This window comes from Phenylobacterium sp. (assembly GCF_013822795.1).
In the GTDB taxonomy this organism is placed as follows: domain Bacteria; phylum Pseudomonadota; class Alphaproteobacteria; order Caulobacterales; family Caulobacteraceae; genus Phenylobacterium.
This window is the reverse complement of record NZ_PNLB01000002.1, coordinates 125,956-147,538: the sequence shown is the minus strand read 5'-3', so window position 1 is coordinate 147,538 and position 21,583 is coordinate 125,956. Positions and strand designations below refer to the sequence as shown.

Annotated in this window: 13 protein-coding genes and 1 riboswitch; of the genes, 7 read left to right on the top strand and 6 right to left on the bottom strand. The window is 69.4% G+C overall.

Annotated features, from left to right (window positions below; all coding sequences use genetic code 11):
* The first annotated feature begins 7 nt into the window (after positions 1-7).
* Entirely contained in the window at positions 8-9,292 is a 9,285-nt protein-coding gene (locus C0481_RS02305) for a non-ribosomal peptide synthetase/type I polyketide synthase (protein ID WP_293400314.1), read from the top strand.
* Here C0481_RS02305 and C0481_RS02300 read toward each other — a convergent pair.
* Positions 9,214-10,026 carry a hypothetical protein gene (locus C0481_RS02300; RefSeq protein ID WP_293400312.1) on the bottom strand — a complete coding sequence of 271 codons (813 nt, stop codon included), beginning with the start codon at positions 10,024-10,026 and terminating at the stop codon, positions 9,214-9,216. The two genes, C0481_RS02305 and C0481_RS02300, sit on opposite strands and share 79 nt — an antisense overlap.
* Before the next feature lie 131 nt (positions 10,027-10,157).
* Positions 10,158-11,477 (bottom strand): citrate:proton symporter, encoded by a 1,320-nt coding sequence (locus C0481_RS02295; protein WP_293400310.1) that lies wholly within the window; start codon positions 11,475-11,477, stop codon positions 10,158-10,160.
* Positions 11,478-11,607: 130 nt separating this feature from the next.
* Here C0481_RS02295 and C0481_RS02290 point away from each other — a divergent pair, with 130 nt between their 5' ends.
* A complete protein-coding gene (locus tag C0481_RS02290; RefSeq protein WP_293400308.1) occupies positions 11,608-12,366 on the top strand; it encodes a GntR family transcriptional regulator in 759 nt (252 codons plus the stop codon).
* A 99-nt stretch (positions 12,367-12,465) separates the two neighbouring features.
* Entirely contained in the window at positions 12,466-13,536 is a 1,071-nt protein-coding gene (locus C0481_RS02285; RefSeq protein ID WP_293400306.1) for a tartrate dehydrogenase, read from the top strand.
* Here C0481_RS02285 and C0481_RS02280 read toward each other — a convergent pair.
* The 4 genes from C0481_RS02280 to cobU all read right to left on the bottom strand — a co-directional run bounded on the left by C0481_RS02280 (position 13,533) and on the right by cobU (position 16,816).
* A complete protein-coding gene (locus tag C0481_RS02280; RefSeq protein ID WP_293400304.1) occupies positions 13,533-14,522 on the bottom strand; it encodes a phosphoglycerate dehydrogenase in 990 nt (329 codons plus the stop codon). The two genes, C0481_RS02285 and C0481_RS02280, sit on opposite strands and share 4 nt — an antisense overlap.
* On the bottom strand, positions 14,519-14,833 hold the full coding sequence (locus C0481_RS02275; protein WP_293400302.1) for a DUF4387 domain-containing protein: 315 nt from the start codon (positions 14,831-14,833) through the stop codon (positions 14,519-14,521). The genes C0481_RS02280 and C0481_RS02275 overlap by 4 nt, the downstream gene beginning before the upstream one ends.
* Positions 14,833-16,215: an acyclic terpene utilization AtuA family protein gene (locus C0481_RS02270; RefSeq protein WP_293400300.1), complete on the bottom strand. Its 1,383-nt coding sequence runs from the start codon at positions 16,213-16,215 to the stop codon at positions 14,833-14,835. The genes C0481_RS02275 and C0481_RS02270 overlap by 1 nt, the downstream gene beginning before the upstream one ends.
* 91 nt (positions 16,216-16,306) lie before the next feature.
* Positions 16,307-16,816 (bottom strand): bifunctional adenosylcobinamide kinase/adenosylcobinamide-phosphate guanylyltransferase, encoded by a 510-nt coding sequence (gene cobU, locus C0481_RS02265; RefSeq protein WP_293400298.1) that lies wholly within the window; start codon positions 16,814-16,816, stop codon positions 16,307-16,309.
* A gap of 28 nt (positions 16,817-16,844) precedes the next feature.
* Positions 16,845-17,033, top strand: a riboswitch (cobalamin riboswitch).
* A gap of 106 nt (positions 17,034-17,139) precedes the next feature.
* Here cobU and C0481_RS02260 point away from each other — a divergent pair.
* From C0481_RS02260 to C0481_RS02245, 4 genes are read left to right on the top strand one after another with little or no spacing between them, the layout of a single operon-like run.
* Positions 17,140-19,083, top strand: a complete 1,944-nt coding sequence (locus C0481_RS02260; protein ID WP_293400295.1) for a TonB-dependent receptor — start codon at positions 17,140-17,142, stop codon at positions 19,081-19,083.
* Complete coding sequence (gene cobD / locus C0481_RS02255; protein ID WP_293400293.1) at positions 19,064-20,059, top strand: threonine-phosphate decarboxylase CobD; 996 nt, start codon at positions 19,064-19,066, stop codon at positions 20,057-20,059. The genes C0481_RS02260 and cobD overlap by 20 nt, the downstream gene beginning before the upstream one ends.
* On the top strand, positions 20,056-20,670 hold the full coding sequence (gene cobO / locus C0481_RS02250; protein WP_293400291.1) for a cob(I)yrinic acid a,c-diamide adenosyltransferase: 615 nt from the start codon (positions 20,056-20,058) through the stop codon (positions 20,668-20,670). The genes cobD and cobO overlap by 4 nt, the downstream gene beginning before the upstream one ends.
* 5 nt (positions 20,671-20,675) lie before the next feature.
* Complete coding sequence (locus C0481_RS02245; protein ID WP_293400553.1) at positions 20,676-21,527, top strand: ABC transporter substrate-binding protein; 852 nt, start codon at positions 20,676-20,678, stop codon at positions 21,525-21,527.
* Positions 21,528-21,583: the final 56 nt, after the last annotated feature.

Below are 21,583 nucleotides of genomic sequence, written 5' to 3'. Positions count from 1 at the left end.
CGGGGACGTGGATCGGCACGATTCGAACGCGGCGCCTGGCAATCGTATAGCCATCGTCGGACGGGCGGGGCGGTTTCCCTCGGCGCGCAATGTCGATGAATTCTGGGCGATGCTGCGCGACGGCCGCACCGCCTCGCAGCGTCTCACCGACGCCGAGCTTCTGGCGCGTGGCGTCAGCCGTCGGCAGCTTGCCGACCCCAACTACGTGCGCGTGGCCAATGTGCTGCCGGACATGGACTGTTTCGACGCCGGCTTCTTCGGGTTCTCGCCGCGCGAGGCGTCGATCCTCGATCCTCAGCATCGGCATTTTCTGGAGTGCGGTTGGGAGGCGCTCGAGGACGCCGGCTACGTGCCGGAGACGTTCGACGGCCGCATCGGCGTGTTCGCTGGCTCGGGCATGCAGGCCTATCTGCCGTTCAACCTGCTGAGCAATCCCGATCTGGCCGAGGAAATCGGCTTGTTCCTGTTGCGCCACACCGGCAACGACAAGGACTTCCTGACCACCCGCCTGTCGTACCTGCTGAACCTCACCGGCCCGTCCGTCGCCGTCCAGACCGCCTGCTCGACGTCGCTGGTGGCGGTGCATACGGCCATTTCGTCGCTGCTCAACATGGAATGCGACATGGCCCTCGCGGGCGGTGTAACCATCGAGCTGCCGCACGGCGTCGGCTACAAGTACAGCGAGGGCGAGATCCTCTCTCCCGACGGGCTTTGCCGCGCCTTCGACGACGACAGCAAAGGTACGGTGTTCGGGTCCGGTGTCGCGCTGGTGGTGCTGCGCCGCTACGAGGACGCGGTCGCCGACGGCGACGACATCAAGGCCGTGATTCTCGCCAGCGCGGTCAACAATGACGGTTCGGGCAAGGCCAGCTACCTGGCCCCCTCGGTCGACGGCCAGGCGGAAGCGGCGGCCGAGGCGCTGGCGCTTTCAGGACTGGCGCCTGGCGATATCTCCTACATCGAGACGCATGGGACCGGGACGCCGATTGGCGACCCGATCGAACTCGCCGCGCTTCAGCAGGTCTATGGCGGCGTGCGGCAGGCCGGCATCGGCATCGGTTCGGTTAAGACCAATATCGGCCATCTCGACACTGCGGCGGGCGCTGCGGGTCTGATCAAGGTCGTCGAGGCGATGCGTCATCGCACGCTGCCCGCCAGCCTGAACTTCTCGAAGCCCAACAGCCGGTTCGACTTCGACGGCAGCCCGTTCCGCGTGGTCGCGCAGGGGGGCGCATGGGAGCATAGCGGCCCGCTGCGCGCGGCGATCAATTCGCTCGGCGTCGGCGGCACCAACGCGCACGTGATCGTTGAGGAAGCGCCGCGCCGCGCTGCGTCGGCCGATGACGGCGCCTGGAAGCTGTTTCCCTTCAGCGCCCGCACCAAGGCCGATCTCGACCGTACCCGCGAGCGTTGGGCCGGTGCGCTCGGCGGCGAGGTTCCAGCACTGGCCGACATGGCCTTCACGCTGCGGGAAGGCCGCCGCGCCTTTGGCGAGCGCTTCGCCGTCGCCGCCCGCACGGTTCAGGATCTGCAGGAGGCGATCGGCGCGCGCAGCTCGGCCTATCGTCAGCAGGGCAGCACTGCGGACAAGGTCCCGCGCATCGTGTTTCTCTATCCGGGCGGCGGTGCGCAGTATCCAGGCGCCGGGGCAGGATTGCTGGCGTCGTTTCCAGTCTTCGCCGAAGCTGTGCGCACGTGCTTCGCGGCCTTGCCGCCCATCGCGCCCGCCGACCTCTACGACATCATGTTCCGCCGCGAGCGCAGCGATGCGGAAGCCAAGGCGAAGCTCGAACGCTCCGGCTATGCGATCCCGGCGCTGTTCATCCTCGAGTACGCCTACACCAAGCTCTGGCAGTCTTGGGGCGTGCAGCCTGACGCCGTGCTCGCACACTCGGTCGGCGAATATGCGGGCGCGGTGGCGGCGGGGGCCATGCGCTTGGCCGACGCGCTGAAGATCGTCGCGCTGCGGGGCAAGGTGATGGACGATGCGCCTGCGGGCGCGATGACGTCCGTGCCGCTCTCCGTCGAGCGCTTGCGGCCCTATCTCGGCGACAAGCTGGACATTGCGGCCATCAACACCGCCGAGGCGACGGTGCTGTCGGGCCGGACCGCCGACATCGAGCAGGCCGAACAAGTCCTGGCGACGGCCGGTATCGAAGCGCGACGTATCCACATCGAGGTCGCGGCGCATTCGCGGCAGCTGGACGGCCAGTTGGAGCCGTTCCGCGCCGGGTTCGCGGGGGTGACTTTCGACGCGCCGTCCTTGCCGATCGCCTCGTCGATGCGCGGCGGTTGGGCCAAGGGCGATGATCTGTGCTCCGCCGAGTACTGGGTGCAGCACCTGCGCAACACTGTGCGTTTCGCCGATGCGGCGCGCACGGTTCTGGACGGCGACCCGTGCATCGTCATCGAGGTCGGACCAGGGCAGACGCTAGGCCCTCTGTTGGAAGCCTGCGATGCGCCGGTTCCACCCCGAGCCGTGCTCTACTCCTCGCCGCGGGCGCGCGACACCAGCGACGAAACTGGCGTTGTGCTCGCCGCGCTGGGCGGGGTTTGGGCCAATGGCGTCGATGTGGACTGGTCGCGGGCTGTCGCGGCCGAGGGCGCGCGCGTTTCGCTGCCGACCTACGCCTTCGCGAAAGAGCGGCACTGGGTCGAGCCGGGCCGCGGCTTGGTCGGCGCCGGCGTCGAGGAAGCGCCCGAACTCGTGCGCAAGCCGGACCTTGAGCAATGGTTTGAGGAACTCGGTTGGACCGAGCAGGCGCGTCACGCCCCAGCGCCGCGGTTGGACGGCGACTGGCTGGTTTTCGCGGGCGACGACGCGCTCTCCGAGGCGGTGTTGGCGCGGCTCGGCGTGGACGGCGCGCGCATCGTCACGGTCCGCGCCGGCGTGGGCTTTGGCCAAAGCGCTCATGGCTTCACCGTGCGTCCCGATGCGCAGGACGACTTTGACGCGCTGGCCGATGCGCTGCAGGCCGTTCCGGCCCGCATCCTCTACCTGTGGGGCGCCGACCTTGGTCTCACTGGCAAGGCGTTTTCCGGCGCCTATCTCCTCGCCCGCCTGCTGCAACAGGCGGACGCCGATCATGCGACGCACCTGACGTTGGTGGTTCAAGGCACGGCGAGCGTCGCGGGCGAGCCGGTGGCCAATCCGCAGGCCAACGCGCTGCTCGGCCCGGTTCGGGTCGCCCCGCGCGAAGTTCCAGGCCTGACCTCGGTGTTGGTCGACTTCGGCGAGGGCTCCGACCTCGACGCCCTGCTGGCCGAAGCCGTCGGCCCCAACGAGGCCGATCATGTGGCGCTGCGCACGAGCCGCTTCGTGCGCTCGCGCAAGTCCGTCCCTTCCGTCGATCCGCGGGATCTGCCGCAGCGTCTGAGAAAGAACGGCGTCTATCTGATCACCGGCGGGGCCGGCGGCATCGGCCGCGAGATGGCGCGGTGGCTGGCGGAGACGTGCCAGGCGCGGCTGATCTTGCTGTCGCGCAGCACCGGCGAAGACGTTGTCCTCCGCACTGAAATCGAGGCGCACGGCGGCGAGGTCGCGTTCGTCCAGGCCGATCTCTCCGATCCTGCCGCGACCACGACGGCCTTGGACGCCGTCGCCGAACGCTTCGGGGCCTTGAACGGCGTCATCCATGCGGCCGGCGTTTTGGACGATGCGCCGCTGGCGCTCCAGCCGCTCGAAGCCGCGCTGGCCGTCATGGAGCCGAAGCTGACGGGCGCGCGCACCTTGGCCCGGCGCTACCCGGACGGAACACTCGATTTCTTTGCAGTCATCTCCTCGACCTCGGTTCTGTTGGGCGGCGTGGGGCAGACGTCCTATGCGGGCGCCAACGCCGCGCTGGAAGCCATCGCGGCCAGTCGCAAGGACGGCTTCTCCATCGCGTGGGGGGCCTGGCGCGACGTCGGCATGGCTGCGCAGGCCTATGGCGCAGGCTCAGTCGTGGGCGGCGATGGGCTGCTCGGCGTCCGCAAGGACGACGTGGACGGCTCAATCGGGTTCGAAACCGTCATTGACCCGCAAACGGATTGGCGGGTCGCCGAACATGTCGTGGACGGCGTCCCGGTTCTGCCGGGGGCGGCCTGCATGGAGCTTGCGCACGCCGCGGCCTGCGCGGTGATGGCGCAGCGGCCGTTCGTGCTTGATGCGCTGCAATTCACCGCCGCCATGACCTTCGAGCGCATGCCGCGCCGCGTCGCGATGCGGCTGGCGCCCGCGTCCGACGGCTATGAGCTGGTGATCGAAAGCCGCGCCGGAAAGACTGCAGATCCTGTCGAGCATATGCGCGCGCGCATCGTCGCGCTCGACGCTCCCAGCGCCCGCCCGGGACCGCTGAGCGTTGGCGACTGGCCGGTTTCCGCCATGAGCGGCCAGCCCGTGCAGAGCCGGCTGGTCGGCTTCGGGCCTCGTTGGAGTTGCGTGGGCGACATCCGGGTGGCGCAGAGCCGCGTCGTCGGCGAGTTCGCGCTGGACCAGGCCTTCCACGGCGACCTTGCCGGACACCCGATGCATCCGGCGCTGCTGGACATGGCGGCGACGATCGGCCTGGCGCTCGTGCCCCGCAGCGGAAGCCTCTACGCGCCGATGTCGGCCGGGCGGATGCAGGTCTTCGGGCCGCTGACCGATCGCATCGTCGCTCATGCCGAACTGACCGCCAGCCAGCCGGGTCGGTTTGCGTCGTTCAAGGTCGCCATCTGCGACGTGGACGGCAATGTGCTGGTGCAGCTGGACGATTTCGCCCTCCGCGCCGTCGCCGCGGGCGGGCTGATGACGGCGCAGCCGCGCCAGAGCCTCAGCAACCAGCTGCTCTCCACGGGGATCCGGCGCTTGGAGGCGCCTGAGCTGTTCGCCCGGGTGTTCGGCCATGCGGGGCGCCAGGTGGTGGTCTCGCCGGTGTCGGTCGACCTCATCCGGCTCGCCATGCTCGAGCCCCCGGACGCCGGCAAGCCTCGCAGCCAGAACCGGCCCGAGCAGCAGATCGCCGACCCGGTGACCGCGCGGCTGGCCGCCATCTGGAGCGATATCCTCGGTGTCTCCGGCATTGCGCCCGAGGACGACTTCTTCGCGCTCGGCGGCCATTCGCTCAATGCGGTGCGGATGATCGCGCGGGTGCGCAAGGACTTCGGCGCATCGATCCCGCTCGGCAAGCTGTTCGAGGGGCCCCGTCTCGAAGCCTTCGCCACCCTGCTGGGGGCCGGCGCGGCCGCTGCGCAGCCGGCCGCTGCGAAGGCTCCGACCTCGCCCGTTCGGATGCGCAGTCTGGAGCCGCGCGTCATCGGGATGACCGAAGGCCAGCGTGAGATCGCCGGCAGCATCCTCGTCGATCGCTCGATGCTGATCGCCTACAACCTATCCTTCTCCATGCACGTGGCCGGCGCCATCGAGCCCGCCGCCCTCCGCACGGCGCTCGAGGGGCTGGTCGACCGGCACGAGGTTCTGCGTGCGTCCTTCGATCTCGACGGCGCGACGCTGACCGTCGGGCCGCCAGGCGGCTTCGACCTCAGTGAGCACGACATGTCAGGTCTGGACGCGAAACAGGCTGAGGCGCAGCGCGATGCGCTGATGCGCGAGGCGGCCGGCGCGCCGTTCGACCTGTCGAACGGCCCTCTGCTGCGCGTCCTTTCGTTGCGCCTGCCGCAGGGCCGGGCCGAGCTCGTGCTGATCGTGCACCACATGGTCTGCGACGGCTGGTCGGCCGGCGTTCTCATGAGCGACCTCGCGGCGCTCTACACGGCCGCGCTGCAAGGCGCGCCCGCCGAGCTGCCGCCAGCACAAGGCATCAGCGACCTGGTCGAGGCCGAGGCGCAATGGCGCGGTTCGGCCGAGGCCGAGACCCATCGCCGGTTCTGGCTGGAGAAGTACTCCGGCGCGCTGCCGGTCATGGACCTGACCTTCGACAAGCCGCATCCGGCCATGCCGACGACCGCGGCCGCGCGTGTCGTCACGCGGCTCGACGGCGATTTGGAAGCAGCGCTGCGCGGCGTCGCGCAACGAGCCGATACGCCGCTGCGCAACCTGATCTTCGCCAGCTTCCGCTACTACCTGTCGCTGATGGCGGGTGCGCCTGACGTGACCGTCGGGGTGCCCGTTGCGGGACAGGTCTCATACGGCCTGGAAGACGTCGTCGCGCACGGCGTCAGCTTCCTCCCGGTCCGCGCCACGATCAGCCGCGACGCTTCGCTGCGCGACCTGCTGAGCCAGGCGCGCCGGGACATGCTCGACGCGGTCGAGCACCAGAACTACACCCACGGCGCGTTGGTGCGGGACCTGCAGGCCCCGCGGACCTCAGCGCGCCATCTGCTCGCGCCGGTCGTGGTCAACATCGACGGCCTGGCCGACTTGGAGAGCCTCACGCTCGGCGCTGCTGTCGCCCGCATCGAAGTCAATTCGACCGGGCACGAGTTCTTCGATCTGTTCTTCAACCAGTTCGATGCGCCCGGCCGCGTGGAGCTGACCTGGAACTACAAGACCGACCTCTTCCACGAAGCCACCATCCGGCTTCATGCGGACAACCTGCTGCGGCTGCTTCGCGCCATCGCCGAGACGCCGGATGCGATGACCCGGCCCATCGCCTCCCTGCTGTCGCACGGTCGCGAGATCGGTCCCGCCAGCGGCTCGCATGCTGACCCCGGAGCCGCAGGGCCGCAGACGGTCACCGAAGTCTTCCGCACCGTCGCGGGCAGGTACTCCAGCAAGGTCGCCGTGCGCTTCGGCGATCAGACGATGACGTACGCCGAGCTTGACCAGCGGTCCGACGCGCTGGCCGCGATGCTGGTCGCCTCGGGCGTTCGGCCCGGCCAGCTGGTTGGGATTTCATCCCACCGCTCGCTGTCGCTGATGGTTGCGGTGCTGGGCGTCATGAAGGCCGGGGCCGGCTATGTGCCCTTCGATGCGAGCCTGCCGGAGGACCGGCTGCGCTTCATGGCCCGCGACACGGGCGTCAACGTCCTGCTCGGCGACTGCCCGCCAGCTGCGCAAGAGGGCGTGCGCATCGTCCATTGGGGGGACTTCCCGCAGGCGCCCGCCGCCGCGCCCGTCGTCGAGATCAACGCGGAGTCTATCGCCTATGTGATGTTCACCTCCGGCACGACCGGAGTGCCGAAGGGCGTCGTGCTGCCGCATCGGTCGATCATCCGGATGCTCCGCGACACCGATTGGCTGGAGATGACGGACGAGACCGTCACGCTGCATTCTTCGGCGTTCGCATTCGATACGTCGATTATCGACCTGTTCGCATCGCTGCTGCATGGCGGCACGCTGGTGGTGCCGCCGGATGGTGCGCTCTCCATCTCCCAGCTTGCCGACGCGATCCAGAGCCACGGCGTGAACACGCTCTGGCTGACCTCCGGCCTGTTCCATGCCGTCGCTGACCTTCGGCCACAGACTTTCGCCAGCGTGAAGCAGGTCGTCGTCGGCGGCGACGTGGTCTCGCCCGCGCATGTCGGGCGCGTCATGGCCGCCTGTCCGAAGGTCACGGTCATCGACGGCTACGGACCGACGGAAAGCAACGTCACCAACGCCCACAAGGTCACCCAGGCCGATCTGTCGCGCGGCATGCCGCTGCCCATCGGGCGCGCCATTCCTGGCACGCAGATCTACATCCTCGACGAGAACCTGAACCCGGTTCCCGATGGCGTCATCGGCGAGCTGTGCATCGCGGGACGCGGCCTCGCCTTGGGTTACTGGAACCGTCCGGAGCTGACGGCGGAGAAGTTCGTCGCCGCGCCCTGGGACCCGTCGTTGAAGCTCTACCGTTCGGGCGACCTCGCATTGAACCCTGGCGATGGTGTGCTGCGCTTCTTCGGGCGGGCCGATACGCAGGTGAAGATCCGCGGCTACCGCGTCGAACTGACTGAGATCGAACAAGCGCTCGACGCCCACCCGGCCATTCGACAGTCCGTCGCGGCCGCCTCCGTGCCGCAAGGCCAATCCGACAAGGTGCTGGCCGCCTACTTCGTGACGCAGGGGACCGCGCCGCTAGCCGCCGAACTGCGCGGCTTCCTGGCCTCGCGCCTTCCGGACTTCGCCATACCGTCCTTCTTCGTGGCCGTGGACGACATTCCGCTCAACGCCAACGGCAAGCCGGACCGGCGCGCGTTGCCGGCTCTGCGCGGCAAGGGCGCAGACGAGGCCGCGGACGCCGCGCTGCGCGGCGAGGGCGAGACGCGGCTGGCCGATATCTGGTCCGCCGTCCTCGGCGTGAAGGTGACCTCGGCCCATACCAACTTCTTCCAAATGGGCGGGCACTCGCTGCTGGCCGTGCGGCTGTTCGACCGTATCCGCAGCGAGTTCGGCCACGACTTGCCGATCTCGACCCTGTTCAGCAACCAGACGCTCCGCGAGCTCGCCGAGCTGCTGGAAACGTCCATCCCGGCGGCGCCGACCGAAACCAACCCCAACGCGGAGTGGGACACCAGCGCCGTCATCCACCCCGGACCCGATCGCGACGAACGCCCGCTGTTCATCGCCGGCGGCGTCGGCGGCAACGTCAACAACCTGATGGAGCTGGGCGCGCAGCTTGGTCTCCACCGCGCGGTGGTGGGCTTCCAGACGCGTGGGGTGCTTGGCCACACGCCCTACGAGACCATCGAGGAGATGGCCGCCGCGAACATCCGCTACATGCGGCAGCACCAGCCGACCGGGCCGTATCTGTTGGCTGGCTATTCGGGCGGGTCGTTCACGGCCTTCGAGATGGCTCGTCAGCTGGAGATGGCGGGGGAGAAGGTCGACCGGCTGTTCGTGCTCGACACCTATGCGCCAGGCTTCGCCAAGGAATTCCGGCCGCCCGTCAAACTGGGCGTGGGCGAGTGGCTTCTCGACGAGTTCCAGCTGCTGCGGATCGAGGGCCTGCCGTTGTTCTTCGAGCGGCGCGCCAAGGCCGTGCGCACCAGGATCATGCGCGGGCGCAGGCTCCGCTTCGTCGAGAACTCGAGCCTGTCCCACTCGCGCTATCAGGTGATGCAGGACATCTGGATGGCGGCGGCCCGCAAGTACGAAGGCGGCAAGATCAGTGCGCCCGTTACGCTGTTCCGCACTCGGCCGTTGCGGCTGCTGGCGCGCCGAGCCCTTGAGCTCGACCCGACCCTGGGCTGGGGGACGGTATCCAATCCCTCTACGGTCGAAACGCCGTGGGTCGATGGCGACCATATGGGAATGCTGAAGGACCAGAATGTCCGTCTGCTGGCCAAGATGATCGAAAGCCGCATCACGCCTCAGGACGAGGGCGGTACGGACCTGGTGATGAACGCAGCCATCGCCTCGGCCAATTCGAACTTGGCGAGATCGGCATGATGGCCCTCGGGGATCTCCAGGTACTCCTTGGGACCTGGAGCCTCTTGGAATAGCTGGCGGGCCCGCGCGACCGGCAAGGCCTCGTCCAGTGCGCCGTGAACGAAGAGCTTGGGGGCGCTGATGGCCTGCACGTGGTCGACGATGTCGTACCGTTCAGCCCACATCACCTGGCAGAACGGGAAGCCCTTGAAGGCGTCCTGATAGTAGAGGCAGGTGCGATAGGGCGAGGCTTCGAATACGACGGCCGAGAACGGTCGAGCCGCCGCAAGTCGGCTGCCGACGCCGGCGCCCAGGCTAAAGCCATGCAGAACGCGACGGTTCGCCGGCGGCCCCATCAGGTCGTCGAGCTGGTCGTAAAAGGCGAGCGCGTCGCGGGCGAAGTTCATCTCGCTCGATTTGCCGGCGGTGGCGCCGGAACCACGATACTCCATCATGGCTATCCCGAAGCCCCGATCGCGCAACGGCCTGAGCCGCGCAAACGACGAGTCTACGTCAGCGCCATTGCCATAGAAGCTCATGATCACGGGCTTGCCCGGTTCGGGCATGGCCAATCTCGCTCCGATCATCTGGCCGTCGCTGGAGCGAAATTGAACGGATCTCACGCCGTCAGCGGGCGGCGGCGCGTCGCTGCGGCTGAAGCGATAGACGCCATAGTTCTGGAACGCCCAGACACCGGCGAGCACCAGCGCAATGCCTGCGATCAGTGCGGTCGTCGCAATGTGCAATATCGACATGGAGCCGCTCGATAAGGTGAGATCTGGAACGCATGGCGATTTCTGCGCCGGCCGCTGATTTCAAATCTTGCAGCCGCCACTAACGACCGCAATCCCAACATCCCCTCCCGTGCCTTGCATCGTCGTACCGCCTAGGCCGCCAGCGGCACGGCTCCCGTCGCCATCGCCGCGGCCAGGACCACCAGGCAGATCAACACCGCCCATTTCAGCGCAAAGCGCTGCGCGTCGGCGACGTCGACGCCGAGCAGGCCGCAGGCCAGGTAGATCGGGGCCAGCAGCGGGCTGAGCGCGTGCACCGGCTGGCCGATCAGCGAGGCGCGGGCGATCTCCTCGGGCGGAATGCCAAAGTTGGCGGCGGTCGCCGCGATCACCGGCACGACTCCGAAGTAGTAAGCGTCGTTCGACATCACGAAGGTCAGCGGCATGCTGGCCAGGGCGGTGATCGGCGCCAGGAAGGGACCCACGCTGGGCGGGATGACCGACAGCGCCGCCTGGGCCATGGCGTCGGCCATGCCCGCGCCGTTCAGGATGCCGGTGAAGGCTCCGGCCGCGAAGATCAGCACCACCACGTTGACCACGTTCTCCGCATGCGCCGCGATCCGCGCCCGCTGCTCGGCCAGCCGCGGATAATTGAGCGTCACGGCGATGGCGAAGGCCCCCATCATCAGCACCGGCAACGGCGCGAGGCCGAGGATCATCCCGGCCACCAGGCCTGCGGTCAGGGCGAGGTTGAGCCAGAACAGTCGCGGGCGGCGGATCTCCGCCAGCGTCGGGTCAGCGCTCGCGAACGCGGGGGCGGGCGAGGCGTCGGCCGTGGGCGTCCAGGTCAGCCGCCGGCGCTCGGCGCGGCCGAACAGCCAGGCCAGCACGAAGGTCGCCGCCAGCCCGGCGATCATCGCCGGCAGCAGCGGCAGGAAGACGTCGGCGAGCTCGGCGTGCACCGCCGCTGCGGCCCTGGCCGACGGCCCGCCCCAGGGCACGAAGTTCATCAGCGAGTTGGTCAGGCCGAGCAGGGTGGCCAGGATCAGCGGGTTCATCCCCACCCGTCGATAGACCGGCAGCATGGCGCTGATCACGATCAGGGCGGTGGTCGTGCCGTCGCCGTCGAGCGAGACCGTGGCCGCTAGCACCGCGGTGCCGAGGCTGATCCGAACCGGGTCCTCGCCGACCGTGGCCAGCACCTTCCGCACCAGCGGATCGAACAGCCCAGCGTCCATCATGATCGCGAAGTAGAGCACCGCGAAGGCCAGCATCAGCGCTGTCGGGGCCACCTGCAGCACGCCCTTGATGATCATGTCGCCGAGCTGCGGTCCGGAGCCGGCCAGCAGTCCGAACACGATCGGCACGATCAGCAGCGCGGCGATCGCCGACATCCTCTTGGTCATGATCAGGGTCATGAACACGACGACCATCGCCAGCCCGAGCAGGGCCGGGTGCATGAGGGGGATCACGGCTGAGCTCCGTCGCTCGAGCGCCGCTCGCCGCGGCGCGTGGAAAGGGCGGGACGCGCGCGGCCCGGTGATTGTATCGCTCGGGGGGATCGCCCACCGTGGGGCCGATCGAAGATTCTCGGAGCGGGGCATGGCGGGCAAGACGATGGGCGGTGTCGAGGCGCTGGCCGATCCCCAGAACACCGAGCCGGCCACCCACACCGTGCTGACCCGGCTGCGCGAGATGATCGTCACGGGCGCGATCGCGCCGGGCACGCGGCTGCGGGCCGAAGGCCTGGCGACCCAGCTTGAGGTCTCGCGCACCCCGATCCGCAGCGCGCTCGCCGTGCTCTCGGCCGAGGGGCTGGTGCTCTACAGCGTCAACCGCGGCTACACCGTGCGGGCGGTGACTCTTGGCGACGTCTACGATTCGATCGACGTGCGCGCCTCGCTCGAAGGACTGGCCTGCCGCCTATCGGTCGACCGCGGCTGGACCGACGAGGAGCTGGCCTATCTCGCCGACGTCGCCGCCCGCTCGCAGGCCATCGCGACGCGCGGCGACTGGTCCGAGGCGCTGGAGCGCGACTGGTACGAGTACAACCGGATCTTCCACCGGCTGATCCACCAGGTGACCCGCAACCATGCCCTGCGCAGCGCCATCCGCATGACGCTGCTCTATCCGCTGTTCGGCGATCCGGTGCGGGTGTCGCCGACCATCGCCGCGCACGTGCCGGCCCGCGCCCGCCAGCTGCCGGCGACCACCCCGCCGCACATCGTCGAGATGCAGGCCGATCACGAAAAGATCCTCGCCCTGATCCGCGCCGGCGACGCGCAAGGCGCCGAACGGGCGATGAGCGACCACGTGCTGCGCACCAAGACCCGCATCCTCGCCATCGCCACCCTTCGATGAGGCTGCCCGTAAATGGCATCCATTTTATATAATTATTGCATCCAATCTTTTGGGCGATAGCATCGGCGCTGTCCATAGTCGCTTGCGCCTGAGGGAGTCATGAGCCGCACCCATCGCATCGCCGTCATTCCGGGAGACGGGATCGGCAAGGAGGTCCTGCCTGAGGGCCTGCGGATGCTGGAGGCGGTCTCGGCGCGCTACGGCTGCCGCTTTGAGTTCGACCACTTCGACTTCGCGTCCTGCGACTACTACCTGCAGCACGGCGCGATGATGCCCGAGGACTGGAAGCAGCAGATCGGCGGCCATGACGCGATCTTCTTCGGCGCGGTCGGCTGGCCCGAAAGCGTGCCCGACCACGTCTCGCTCTGGGGCTCGCTGATCCAGTTCCGGCGCGAGTTCGATCAGTACGTGAACCTGCGGCCGGTCAAGCTGATGCCCGGCGTGCCCAGCCCGCTGGCCGGGCGCGGCCCCGGCGACATCGACTTCTACGTCGTGCGCGAGAACACCGAGGGCGAGTACTCCTCGATCGGCGGAACGATATTCCCGGGCACCGAGCGCGAGGTGGTGGTCCAGGAAACCGTGATGACGCGGATCGGCGTCGATCGGGTGCTGAAGTACGCCTTCGACCTGGCCCAGCGGCGCGAGAAGAAGCACCTGACCTCGGCCACCAAGTCGAACGGCATCTCGATCACCATGCCCTACTGGGACCAGCGGGTCGAAGCCATGGCCCAGGGCTATCCCGACGTGCGCTGGGACAAGTACCACATCGACATCCTGACCGCGCACTTCGTGCAGCATCCGGACTGGTTCGACGTCGTGGTGGCTTCGAACCTGTTCGGAGACATCCTCTCGGACCTCGGCCCGGCCTGCACCGGCACCATCGGCATCGCCCCGGCCGCCAACATCAACCCCGAGCGCAAGTTCCCCTCGCTGTTCGAGCCGGTGCACGGCTCGGCCCCGGACATCGCCGGGCAAGGGGTGGCCAATCCGGTGGGCCAAATCTGGTCGGCGGCGCTGATGCTCGATCATCTCGGCGAGCACGAGGCGGCCGCCGCGGTGGTGAGCGCGATCGAGACGGTGCTGGCCCGCCAGGAGCTGCGCACCCGCGACCTGGGCGGCCCGTTGGGCACGGTGGCCTGCGGCCAGGCCATCGCCGCGGCGCTGCGCTAGCGGCCGTCGGCCACCACGCATCCGGCCGCCGGATCGCCGCCGTCCAGCACCGCCACGACCGAGCGGGCAGCGACCATGTTGGTGCGCTCCAGCCCCTCGCGCGAGGAGGCCGCCGCATGCGGACTGGCGACGACGTCGCCGCGCGCCAGCAGCGCCTGCGTCACCGCCGCCCAGTCCGGATCGCTTTCGCTCATGAAAGTGTCGAGGCCCGCGCCGCCCAGCCGCCCGCTTTCCAGCGCCGCCAGCAGCGCGCGGTCGTCGACCAGCCCGCCGCGGGCGGTGTTGATCAGGATCGCACCGGGCTTCATCGCCGCCAGCGCCCGTTCGTCGATGAGGAACCGCGTCTCCGCCGTCAGCGGCGCATGCAGGGTCAGGTAATCGGACTGCGCCAGCAGGGTCGGCAGGTCGGCGTAGGCGACGCCGGCGGCGCGTGCCCAGGTCTCGTCCCGGCGCGGGCTGTGCACCAGCACCTGGGCCTCGAAGCCGCTCAGCCGCTGGACGACGCTGCGGCCGATGCGGCCGGCGCCGACCACGCCGACGGTCTTTCGGTAGAGATCCGAGCCGGTCAGGATCGACCAGGTCCCGGCCTGCATGGCGGCCTGGGACTCGCGGAACCGGCGGCCGACCGCCAGCATCAGCGCGATCGTATGATCGGCCACCGAGGCGTCGTTGCCGCCGGCCGCGATCGCCGCCACCTTGCCCAGCTCGCGCACCGCCTCCAGGTCGACGCGCTCGTAACCGACCCCGCGGCGCGAGACGATCTGCAAGCCTGGCAGCGCCGCCAGCAGCGGCCGCGTCACCCGCGCATGGCCGACGATCCAGCCGGCCGCCCCGGCCAGCAGCGCCTCCAGTTCGGCCTGCGTGTAGTCGCCGTCGCCCTTGCCCGGCGGCAGGTCGGCGACCGCCACCTCGCAGCCGTTCTCTTCCAGATAGGCGCGGGCGGCGTCGTCGAAGAACCGCTGGGTGACGACGACCCGCCGGATCATGCGGCGTCCAGCTCGACGTCCAGCAGCCGCACGTACTGCTGGCCAGCGTGCATGTCGCGCTCGACCATGCCGCCCTGCGGCGCGGCCCGCGGATAGGAGACCTTCACGACGTTCAGGCTCGGCGCGGCGAACCGCTTGACCAGGGCCGGGTCGGCCCCGAACAGCCGCGCGAACAGCTCCGGCCCCAGCACCGGGCTGTCGGCGTAGCGGGCGAAGCTCTCAGGCCCGTCGAAGAAGAAGTCGATGGTGACCCAGAACGGCCCCGCATTTTTGGACCGCACGTGGCGGCAGACGTCCTTGACCCTCGCCATCAGGCCGCCTCCTCGTCGCGCAGGTCGATCCAGGCGGTGCGCACCAGCTCCATCGGGTCGTCGACCTGGACCACGTGGTTCAGCTTGAACTCGAACACCGGCCCGCGGTCGATGTCGGCCGGCGTGAAGGCGAACCCGTAGCTCGGCAATTCCTTGTCCATCACCAGCGGGAAATGGAAGAAGTAGGGGTTGCAGGCCTTGGCGATCTGCGAGGCCATCTCCTGGGTGTCGGCGGTGGCCACGAACAGCACCCCGACCTCGCGCGGCGGCGGCGTGCCCTCCGGCGGCTTGTCGCCCGACACCGCGTTCCAGCCGTAGAGCCGTAGCGAGATGTGGAAGTCGCCGGCCGCCGCCCCGATGGTCTTGTGGACCCGCTGGTGGAGCGCGGCCAGCAGCCGGTCGTGGAAGGCGTCGATATCGGCCAGCACGTCGGGGTCCTGGATGCCGATCAGCATCACCGTCTGGAAGCGGCTGGCCGCCGCGCCTTCCAGCTTCATCGTGTAGGGTTGCGGCTCCCAGATCGAGCCGGTCACCTTCACCGCCCGCGGCGAGGCCTGGGTGTAGACCGCCTGGGTCACGTCCAGCACCCCGCCGGGCTCAGTCAGCCGGAACGGGTCGCTGTTCTCGTAGAGCATGTGCGCCGAGACGCTCTCCGGATCGCACCAGTTGTCGGCGGCCAGCGGCTCGACCTCGAAGCCGTCAGGGCCGATGCCGATCAGCACCCCGGCGCCGCCGTTGCGCACCGCCGTGCACTGGGCCCCGCACTCGGCGATCTTGGCCGCATGCCAGGCCGGCCCGGCCGGCGCGCCGTGCAGCAGCGCGAAGCAAGCCAGCACCGCAGTGTCGGTGGTGCGCCCGCCGAGCACGATGTCGGCCCCGGCCTGCAGCGCGGCCATGTAGGGCTCAGGGCCCATCGCCGCGACGATGTGCTCGCAGGCGTCGATGTCGGCGTCGTCCAGCGGTCCCAGCGGCGCCAGCGGCGAGATCTTGCCCGCCGCGTTGCGCGCCTTCAGGTCGGCCTTGTCCTGCTCGGAATAGAGCAGGGCGATCTTCGGGCGGATCCCCAGTTCACGCGCCACCTCGACGACGATTTCCGCCGTCCAGTCGAGGTTGCGGTCGCCGCCGGCCTGGCCGCAGGTGCCGATGATCAGCGGGATCTTCGCCTCGGCCCCGGCCTGCATCAGGATCGTCAGGTCGCGCTTCACCGAGCCGCGATTGTTCTTCGAGATCCCGAGCGCCAGATAGGCCGCGCCGCTGTCGGTCGATCCGGCGTCGGTGGCGATCGCCCGCGCCCCCTGGGCGATGCCGTAGGCGACTTCCTTCTCGCTGGCGCCGGCCCCGAGCGAGCCTGTCGGCACCAGAATCCTGATCGGTCCGTCCATCGCGCTCCACCCAGGCCTGCGCCCTTGCCGGGCGTTTCGGCAAGCCTATGAGGGTGAATTCAAACGGTCAATATTTTGGATGCAAAATGTATCAACCCTTGAGGACCAGGGGCAATCCGGCGCTGACCAGCACGGCGCGGTCGGCGGCCGCCGCCATCGCCTGGTTCATCCAGCCCGCCTCGTCGCGGAACCGGCGGGCCAGGGCGTTGTCGGGCACGATCCCCTGGCCGACCTCGTTGGAGACGACATAGAGCGCCGCCGGGCTGGCCTGCATCGCGGCGACCAGCTCGGCGACCTTCTGGCTCAGGTCTGCGTCGGCCAGCAGGTGATTGGTCAGCCACAGGGTCAGGCAGTCGACCACCGCCACGTCGCCCGCGCCCAAGGCGGCGACCGCCGCGGCCAGCTCCAGCGGCGCCTCCACCGTGACCCAGCCCTCGCCCCGTTCGGCCTGGTGACGGGCGATCCGCTCGGCCATCTCGGCGTCGTGGGCCTGGGCCGTGGCGACCATCACCCGACGTTTTCCGGAATGGTTCCAAGCCTCTCGCAGCGCGTAGCTGGTCTTGCCGGAACGCGCGCCGCCGAGGACGAAGGTCAGGCTCATTTGGATTGACGCTCCGCATGGCAGAGCCTAGGCAGGCCCCGCGACAGGTTCCCCGAGAGGGGATTAATAGGGAACTCAGGTGTGAAACCTGGGCTGCCCCCGCAACTGTAAGCGGCGAGCCCGCGCGTCATAGGCCACTGGACGGAAGTCTGGGAAGGCGGCGCGCAAAGGCTGTGACCCGTGAGCCAGGAGACCTGCCTGACGCGGTCGTCCTTCGTACGCTCGGTGGGAGCGCGCGAACGGGGAGTTTTCCCGAGAGACGGCGTCCGTCGACCTGCGTGCAAGCGCGGGTCATGTCGTCATGCGTCAGGGGGGATAACCCGATGAAGACCATTCTACTCGCCACCACCGCCGCGCTCTGCGGCCTCTCGACCAGCGCGCTCGCCCAGAGCGCCGCGCCGGTCGCCATCGCCAGCGTCAGCGAACTGGTGGTCACCGCCAACCGCAACCCGCAGGCTGCCGATCGCGTCGGCCAGAGCGTCAGCGTCCTCGACGACGCGGCGATCAAGGCCGCCCAGACCGCCGACGTCTCCTCCCTGCTGTCCACCCTTCCCGGCGTCTCCTTCGCGCGCAACGGCGGCGTCGGCGGCTCGACCTCGGTGCGCATCCGCGGGGCCGAGGCCGACCAGACCGTGGTGATCATCGACGGCGTCAAGCTCAACGACCCCTCGACCACGGGCGGCGGGTACAACTTCGCCAACCTGCTGGCCGGCGACATCGGCCGCATCGAAGTCCTGCGCGGCGCCCAATCGACCCTCTGGGGCAGCCAGGCCATCGGCGGCGTCGTCAACGTCATCACCCGCCAGGCCGAAACGCCGTTCGAGGCCGACCTCTCCGCCGAGGGCGGCTCGATGGGCACGAGCTATTTCCGCGCCGGTGCGGGCGGCAAGGGCGAGCATCTGACCTGGCGTCTGGCCGCCGGCCGCTACGACACCGATGGCGTCTCGTCCTACCGCCTCGGCCAGGAGAAGGACGGCTATGAGAACACCGGCGTCAGCGGCCGGGCGCTGATCACCGCCACCGACGCGCTCTCGTTCGACCTGCGCGGCGTCTACTCCAAGGGCCGCAACGGCTTCGACGGCTTCCCGCCGCCGACCTACAGCTTCGGCGACACCCGCGAGTACGGCGAGACCGAGGAGTTCGTCGGCTACGCCGGGGTCAATTTCGACCTGTTCGGCGGCGCGCTCGCCAACCGCATCGCCTACGCCTACACGCGCACCGACCGCCAGAACACCAATCCGGATCAGGCGGTGACCACCACCACCTTCGACGCCCGCGGCGAGAACAAGCGCTGGGAGTACCAGGGCGTCTGGACGATCAACGACGCCTGGACCGCGACCTTCGGCGGCGAGACCGAGGACTCCTCGATGCGCTCGGCCTCGCCCAGCGCCTTCGCGCCCAACCCGCCGGCCACCCGCGCCAAGGCCGGCATCGACGGGATCTACGCCCAGGTCCAGGGCGAGGTGATCACCGGCCTGACCCTGACCGCCGGCCTGCGCCGCGACAGCCACGACACCTTCGGCGACGCGACCCTCGGCCAGCTGGCTGCGGCCTGGTCGCTGAACGACGGAAACACCGTGCTGCGCGCCAGCTTCGGCCAGGGCTTCAAGGCCCCGACCCTCTACCAGCTCTATTCGGAGTACGGGAACCAGGCCCTGGAAGCCGAAGAGGCCGACGGCTGGGACGCCGGGATCGAGCAGCGCTTCGCCGATCGCTTCCTGGTCCGCGCGACCTACTTCAACCGCGAGACCGACAACCAGATCGACTACTTCTCCTGCACCGCCACGACCACTGATCCGATGTGCGTCGTGAACGGCGTGCGCCGCTTCGGCTACTACGCCAACACCGCCCAGACCAAGGCGCACGGGGTGGAGCTGGAAGGGACCGCCGATCTCGGCCCGCTGACGCTCGGCGCCAACTACACCTGGACCGACACCGAGAACGACTCCGCCGGCAACGCCAACCGCGGCAAGCACCTGGCCCGCCGGCCCGAGCATCAGGCCAACATCCAGGCGACCTACACCTGGGAGAACAAGGCCAGCCTCGGCGGTTCGATCCGCTATGTCGGCAAGAGCTACGACAACGCCGCCAACAGCTACACCCTGCAGGCCTACACCCTGCTGGACCTGCGCGCCTCGTACCCGGTCAACGAGACCTTCGAGCTCTACGGCCGCGTCGAGAACGCCTTCGACGACGAGTACGAAACCATCCGCAACTACAGCTCGCCGGGCCGTGGGGTCTATGCCGGTGTCCGCGCCCGCTTCTGACCTCGACGCGGGGGTCTTCCTCCGCCACGGCGGCCGCCTGGCGGCGGCGAAGGAAGCGTTCCCGGACGCTCCCGCGCCTTGGCTCGACCTGTCGACGGGGATCAACCCGCGGGCCTATCCGGCGCCGCGGGCCACACCCGATGCGCTGCGCCGCCTGCCCGATCCTGAAGAGGTGAGGGCGCTGGAAGCCGCCGCCGCCCGCGCCTTCGGGGTCGACCCCGACCGGGTGGTGGCGACGCCGGGGACGGAGGCGGCGCTGCGCGTGCTGCCGCGGATCCTTGGCGCCCGCTCGGTCGCCATCGTCTCGCCGACCTATGGCGGCCACGCCGAGGCCTGGCGGCTGGCCGGCGCCAAGGTCAAAGCCATCGCCGCCGACCAGATCGCCGCCAGCGCCGCCGAAGCGGTGGTGCTGGTCAATCCGAACAATCCGGACGGGGCGATCGTCTCCGCGCCGAATCTCGCCGACCGTTGGCTGATCGTCGACGAGGCCTTCGTCGAGACTGCGCCGCAGCTCAGCGCCGCCGCCGCCGCCGGCCCACGCACGGTGGTGCTGCGTTCGTTCGGCAAGTTCTACGGTCTGCCGGGCGTGCGGCTCGGTTTCGTGATCGCCGAGCCGGGCTTGGCCGCGCGCATCGGGGCCCAGTTCGGCGACTGGCCGGTCGGCGCCGAGGCGATCGCCGCCGGCCTGGCCGCCTACGCCGACGAAGGCTGGCGCGAGCGTACGCGCCTGCGCCTCGCCCGGGACGCTGCGCGCCTTGACGCCCTGCTGGTGGCGAGCGGCTTTGCGGTGCTGGGCGGGACCTCGCTGTTCCGGCTGGCCGCGGCGCCCGATGCCGGACGCCGCTTCGCCGAGCTCGCCCGCTGCGGGGTGCTCACGCGGCCCTTTCCCGATCAGCCGACCTGGCTCAGGTTCGGCCTGCCGAAACCCAAGGACTGGCCGCGCCTGAAGGCGGCCCTGGAGAGTTCCCGCCGATGAGCGACGAAGACCGCAAGAACGAAGAGCACAAGCAGGCCATGCAGGCGCTCAAGGCCGAGCGCGAGGCGATGATGGCCGAAAAGACCGATGAGGCTCCGGGCCTGCTGCTGGTCCACACCGGCGACGGCAAGGGCAAGTCCACGGCGGCCTTCGGCATGGTCGCCCGCGCCCTCGGCTGGAACCAGAAGGTCGGGATCGTCCAGTACATCAAGGGCAAGTGGATCACCGGCGAGCGCCAGTTCTTCAAGCGCTTCCCCGACAGCGTCCGCTACGAGGTGATGGGCGAGGGGTTCACCTGGGACACCCAGGACCGCGCCCGCGACATCGCCGCCGCCCAGGCCGCCTGGGCGACCTCGCTGGAGATGCTCAACGATCCGGAGTTGGATCTCGTCATCCTCGACGAGCTGAATATCGCCCTGCGCTACGACTATCTCGACGTCGACCAGGTGGTCGCCGACCTAATGGTCCGTCCGCGCGACAAGCACGTCGTGATCACGGGCCGCAACGCCAAGCCGGAGTTGCTCGCCATCGCCGACCTGGTCACCGAGATGACCCTGGTCAAGCATCCGTTCGAGCAGGGCATCAAGGCCCAGCGCGGGATCGACTTTTGAGCTGGATGCTCACCCGGCGGTCGGCGCTCGTCGCGGGCGCCGCGGTGGGCCTTTCCGCGGCTGCTCCTGTGCGCGAGCCGCGGCGCGTGGTCTCGCTCAATCCCTGCCTGGACGTGATCCTCGTCCATGTGGCCGACCGCGCCCAGATCGCCGCCATCAGCCACTATTCGCACGAGCCGACTTCCTCGAGCATCGGGCCGTCCGGCGCTAGCTACCCCTTCACCTACGAAAGCGCCGAGGAGGTGCTGTCGCTGCGGCCCGACCTGGTGCTGACCGGCCGCCACTCCTCGCCCGCCACCCGCGCGGCGCTGAAGCGCCTGGGCATTCCGGCCGAGCTGTTTGCGGTGCCCAACACCGTCGAGGAAAGCCTCGACCAGGTCCGCCAGGTGGCTCGTGCGGTGCATCGCCCCGAGCGCGGCGAGGCGGTGATCGCCCAGGTCCGCACTGCGCTGGCGGCCGCCGCGCCGCGGCCGGGAACGCCGCGACTGAGCGCGATCACCTACCAGGCCGGCGGCTTCGCCACCGCTCCGGGGACGATGATGGACGAGATGATGCGCCGCTGCGGCCTCGACAACGCCGCCGCCCGCTACGGGCTCAAGCGCACCGGCAACATCCCGCTGGAGCTGCTGGTCGCCGATCCCCCCGACGTCCTGCTGGCGGGGCAGGCCGAGCCCGGCGCCCCGACCTGGGCCGACCGCGTCCTCACCCATCCGGCGCTGTCGCGGGTCGCCAGCCGCATGCACCGTGCGACCTTCCCCCAGCAGCTGACCTTCTGCGGAGGCCCGGTGCTGATCGAGACCGCGCGGATGCTCGCCAAGGCCCGTGAAGACGCCCTCGCCAAGCGGAGGGGAGCATGATGCTCAAAAGTTCCGCCCCCTTTGGGGGAGGTGGATCGCGGCGTCAGCCGCGAGAC

What these genes read in the sequence shown, in the direction of transcription:
- C0481_RS02300 (WP_293400312.1), bottom strand. Translation starts at nt 10,026, where the DNA reads ATGTCGATATTGCACATTGCGACGACCGCACTGATCGCAGGCATTGCG.
- C0481_RS02290 (WP_293400308.1), top strand. Translation starts at nt 11,608, where the DNA reads ATGGCGGGCAAGACGATGGGCGGTGTCGAGGCGCTGGCCGATCCCCAG.
- C0481_RS02285 (WP_293400306.1), top strand. Translation starts at nt 12,466, where the DNA reads ATGAGCCGCACCCATCGCATCGCCGTCATTCCGGGAGACGGGATCGGC.
- C0481_RS02280 (WP_293400304.1), bottom strand. Translation starts at nt 14,522, where the DNA reads ATGATCCGGCGGGTCGTCGTCACCCAGCGGTTCTTCGACGACGCCGCC.
- C0481_RS02275 (WP_293400302.1), bottom strand. Translation starts at nt 14,833, where the DNA reads ATGGCGAGGGTCAAGGACGTCTGCCGCCACGTGCGGTCCAAAAATGCG.
- C0481_RS02270 (WP_293400300.1), bottom strand. Translation starts at nt 16,215, where the DNA reads ATGGACGGACCGATCAGGATTCTGGTGCCGACAGGCTCGCTCGGGGCC.
- cobU (WP_293400298.1), bottom strand. Translation starts at nt 16,816, where the DNA reads ATGAGCCTGACCTTCGTCCTCGGCGGCGCGCGTTCCGGCAAGACCAGC.
- C0481_RS02260 (WP_293400295.1), top strand. Translation starts at nt 17,140, where the DNA reads ATGAAGACCATTCTACTCGCCACCACCGCCGCGCTCTGCGGCCTCTCG.
- cobO (WP_293400291.1), top strand. Translation starts at nt 20,056, where the DNA reads ATGAGCGACGAAGACCGCAAGAACGAAGAGCACAAGCAGGCCATGCAG.
- C0481_RS02245 (WP_293400553.1), top strand. Translation starts at nt 20,676, where the DNA reads ATGCTCACCCGGCGGTCGGCGCTCGTCGCGGGCGCCGCGGTGGGCCTT.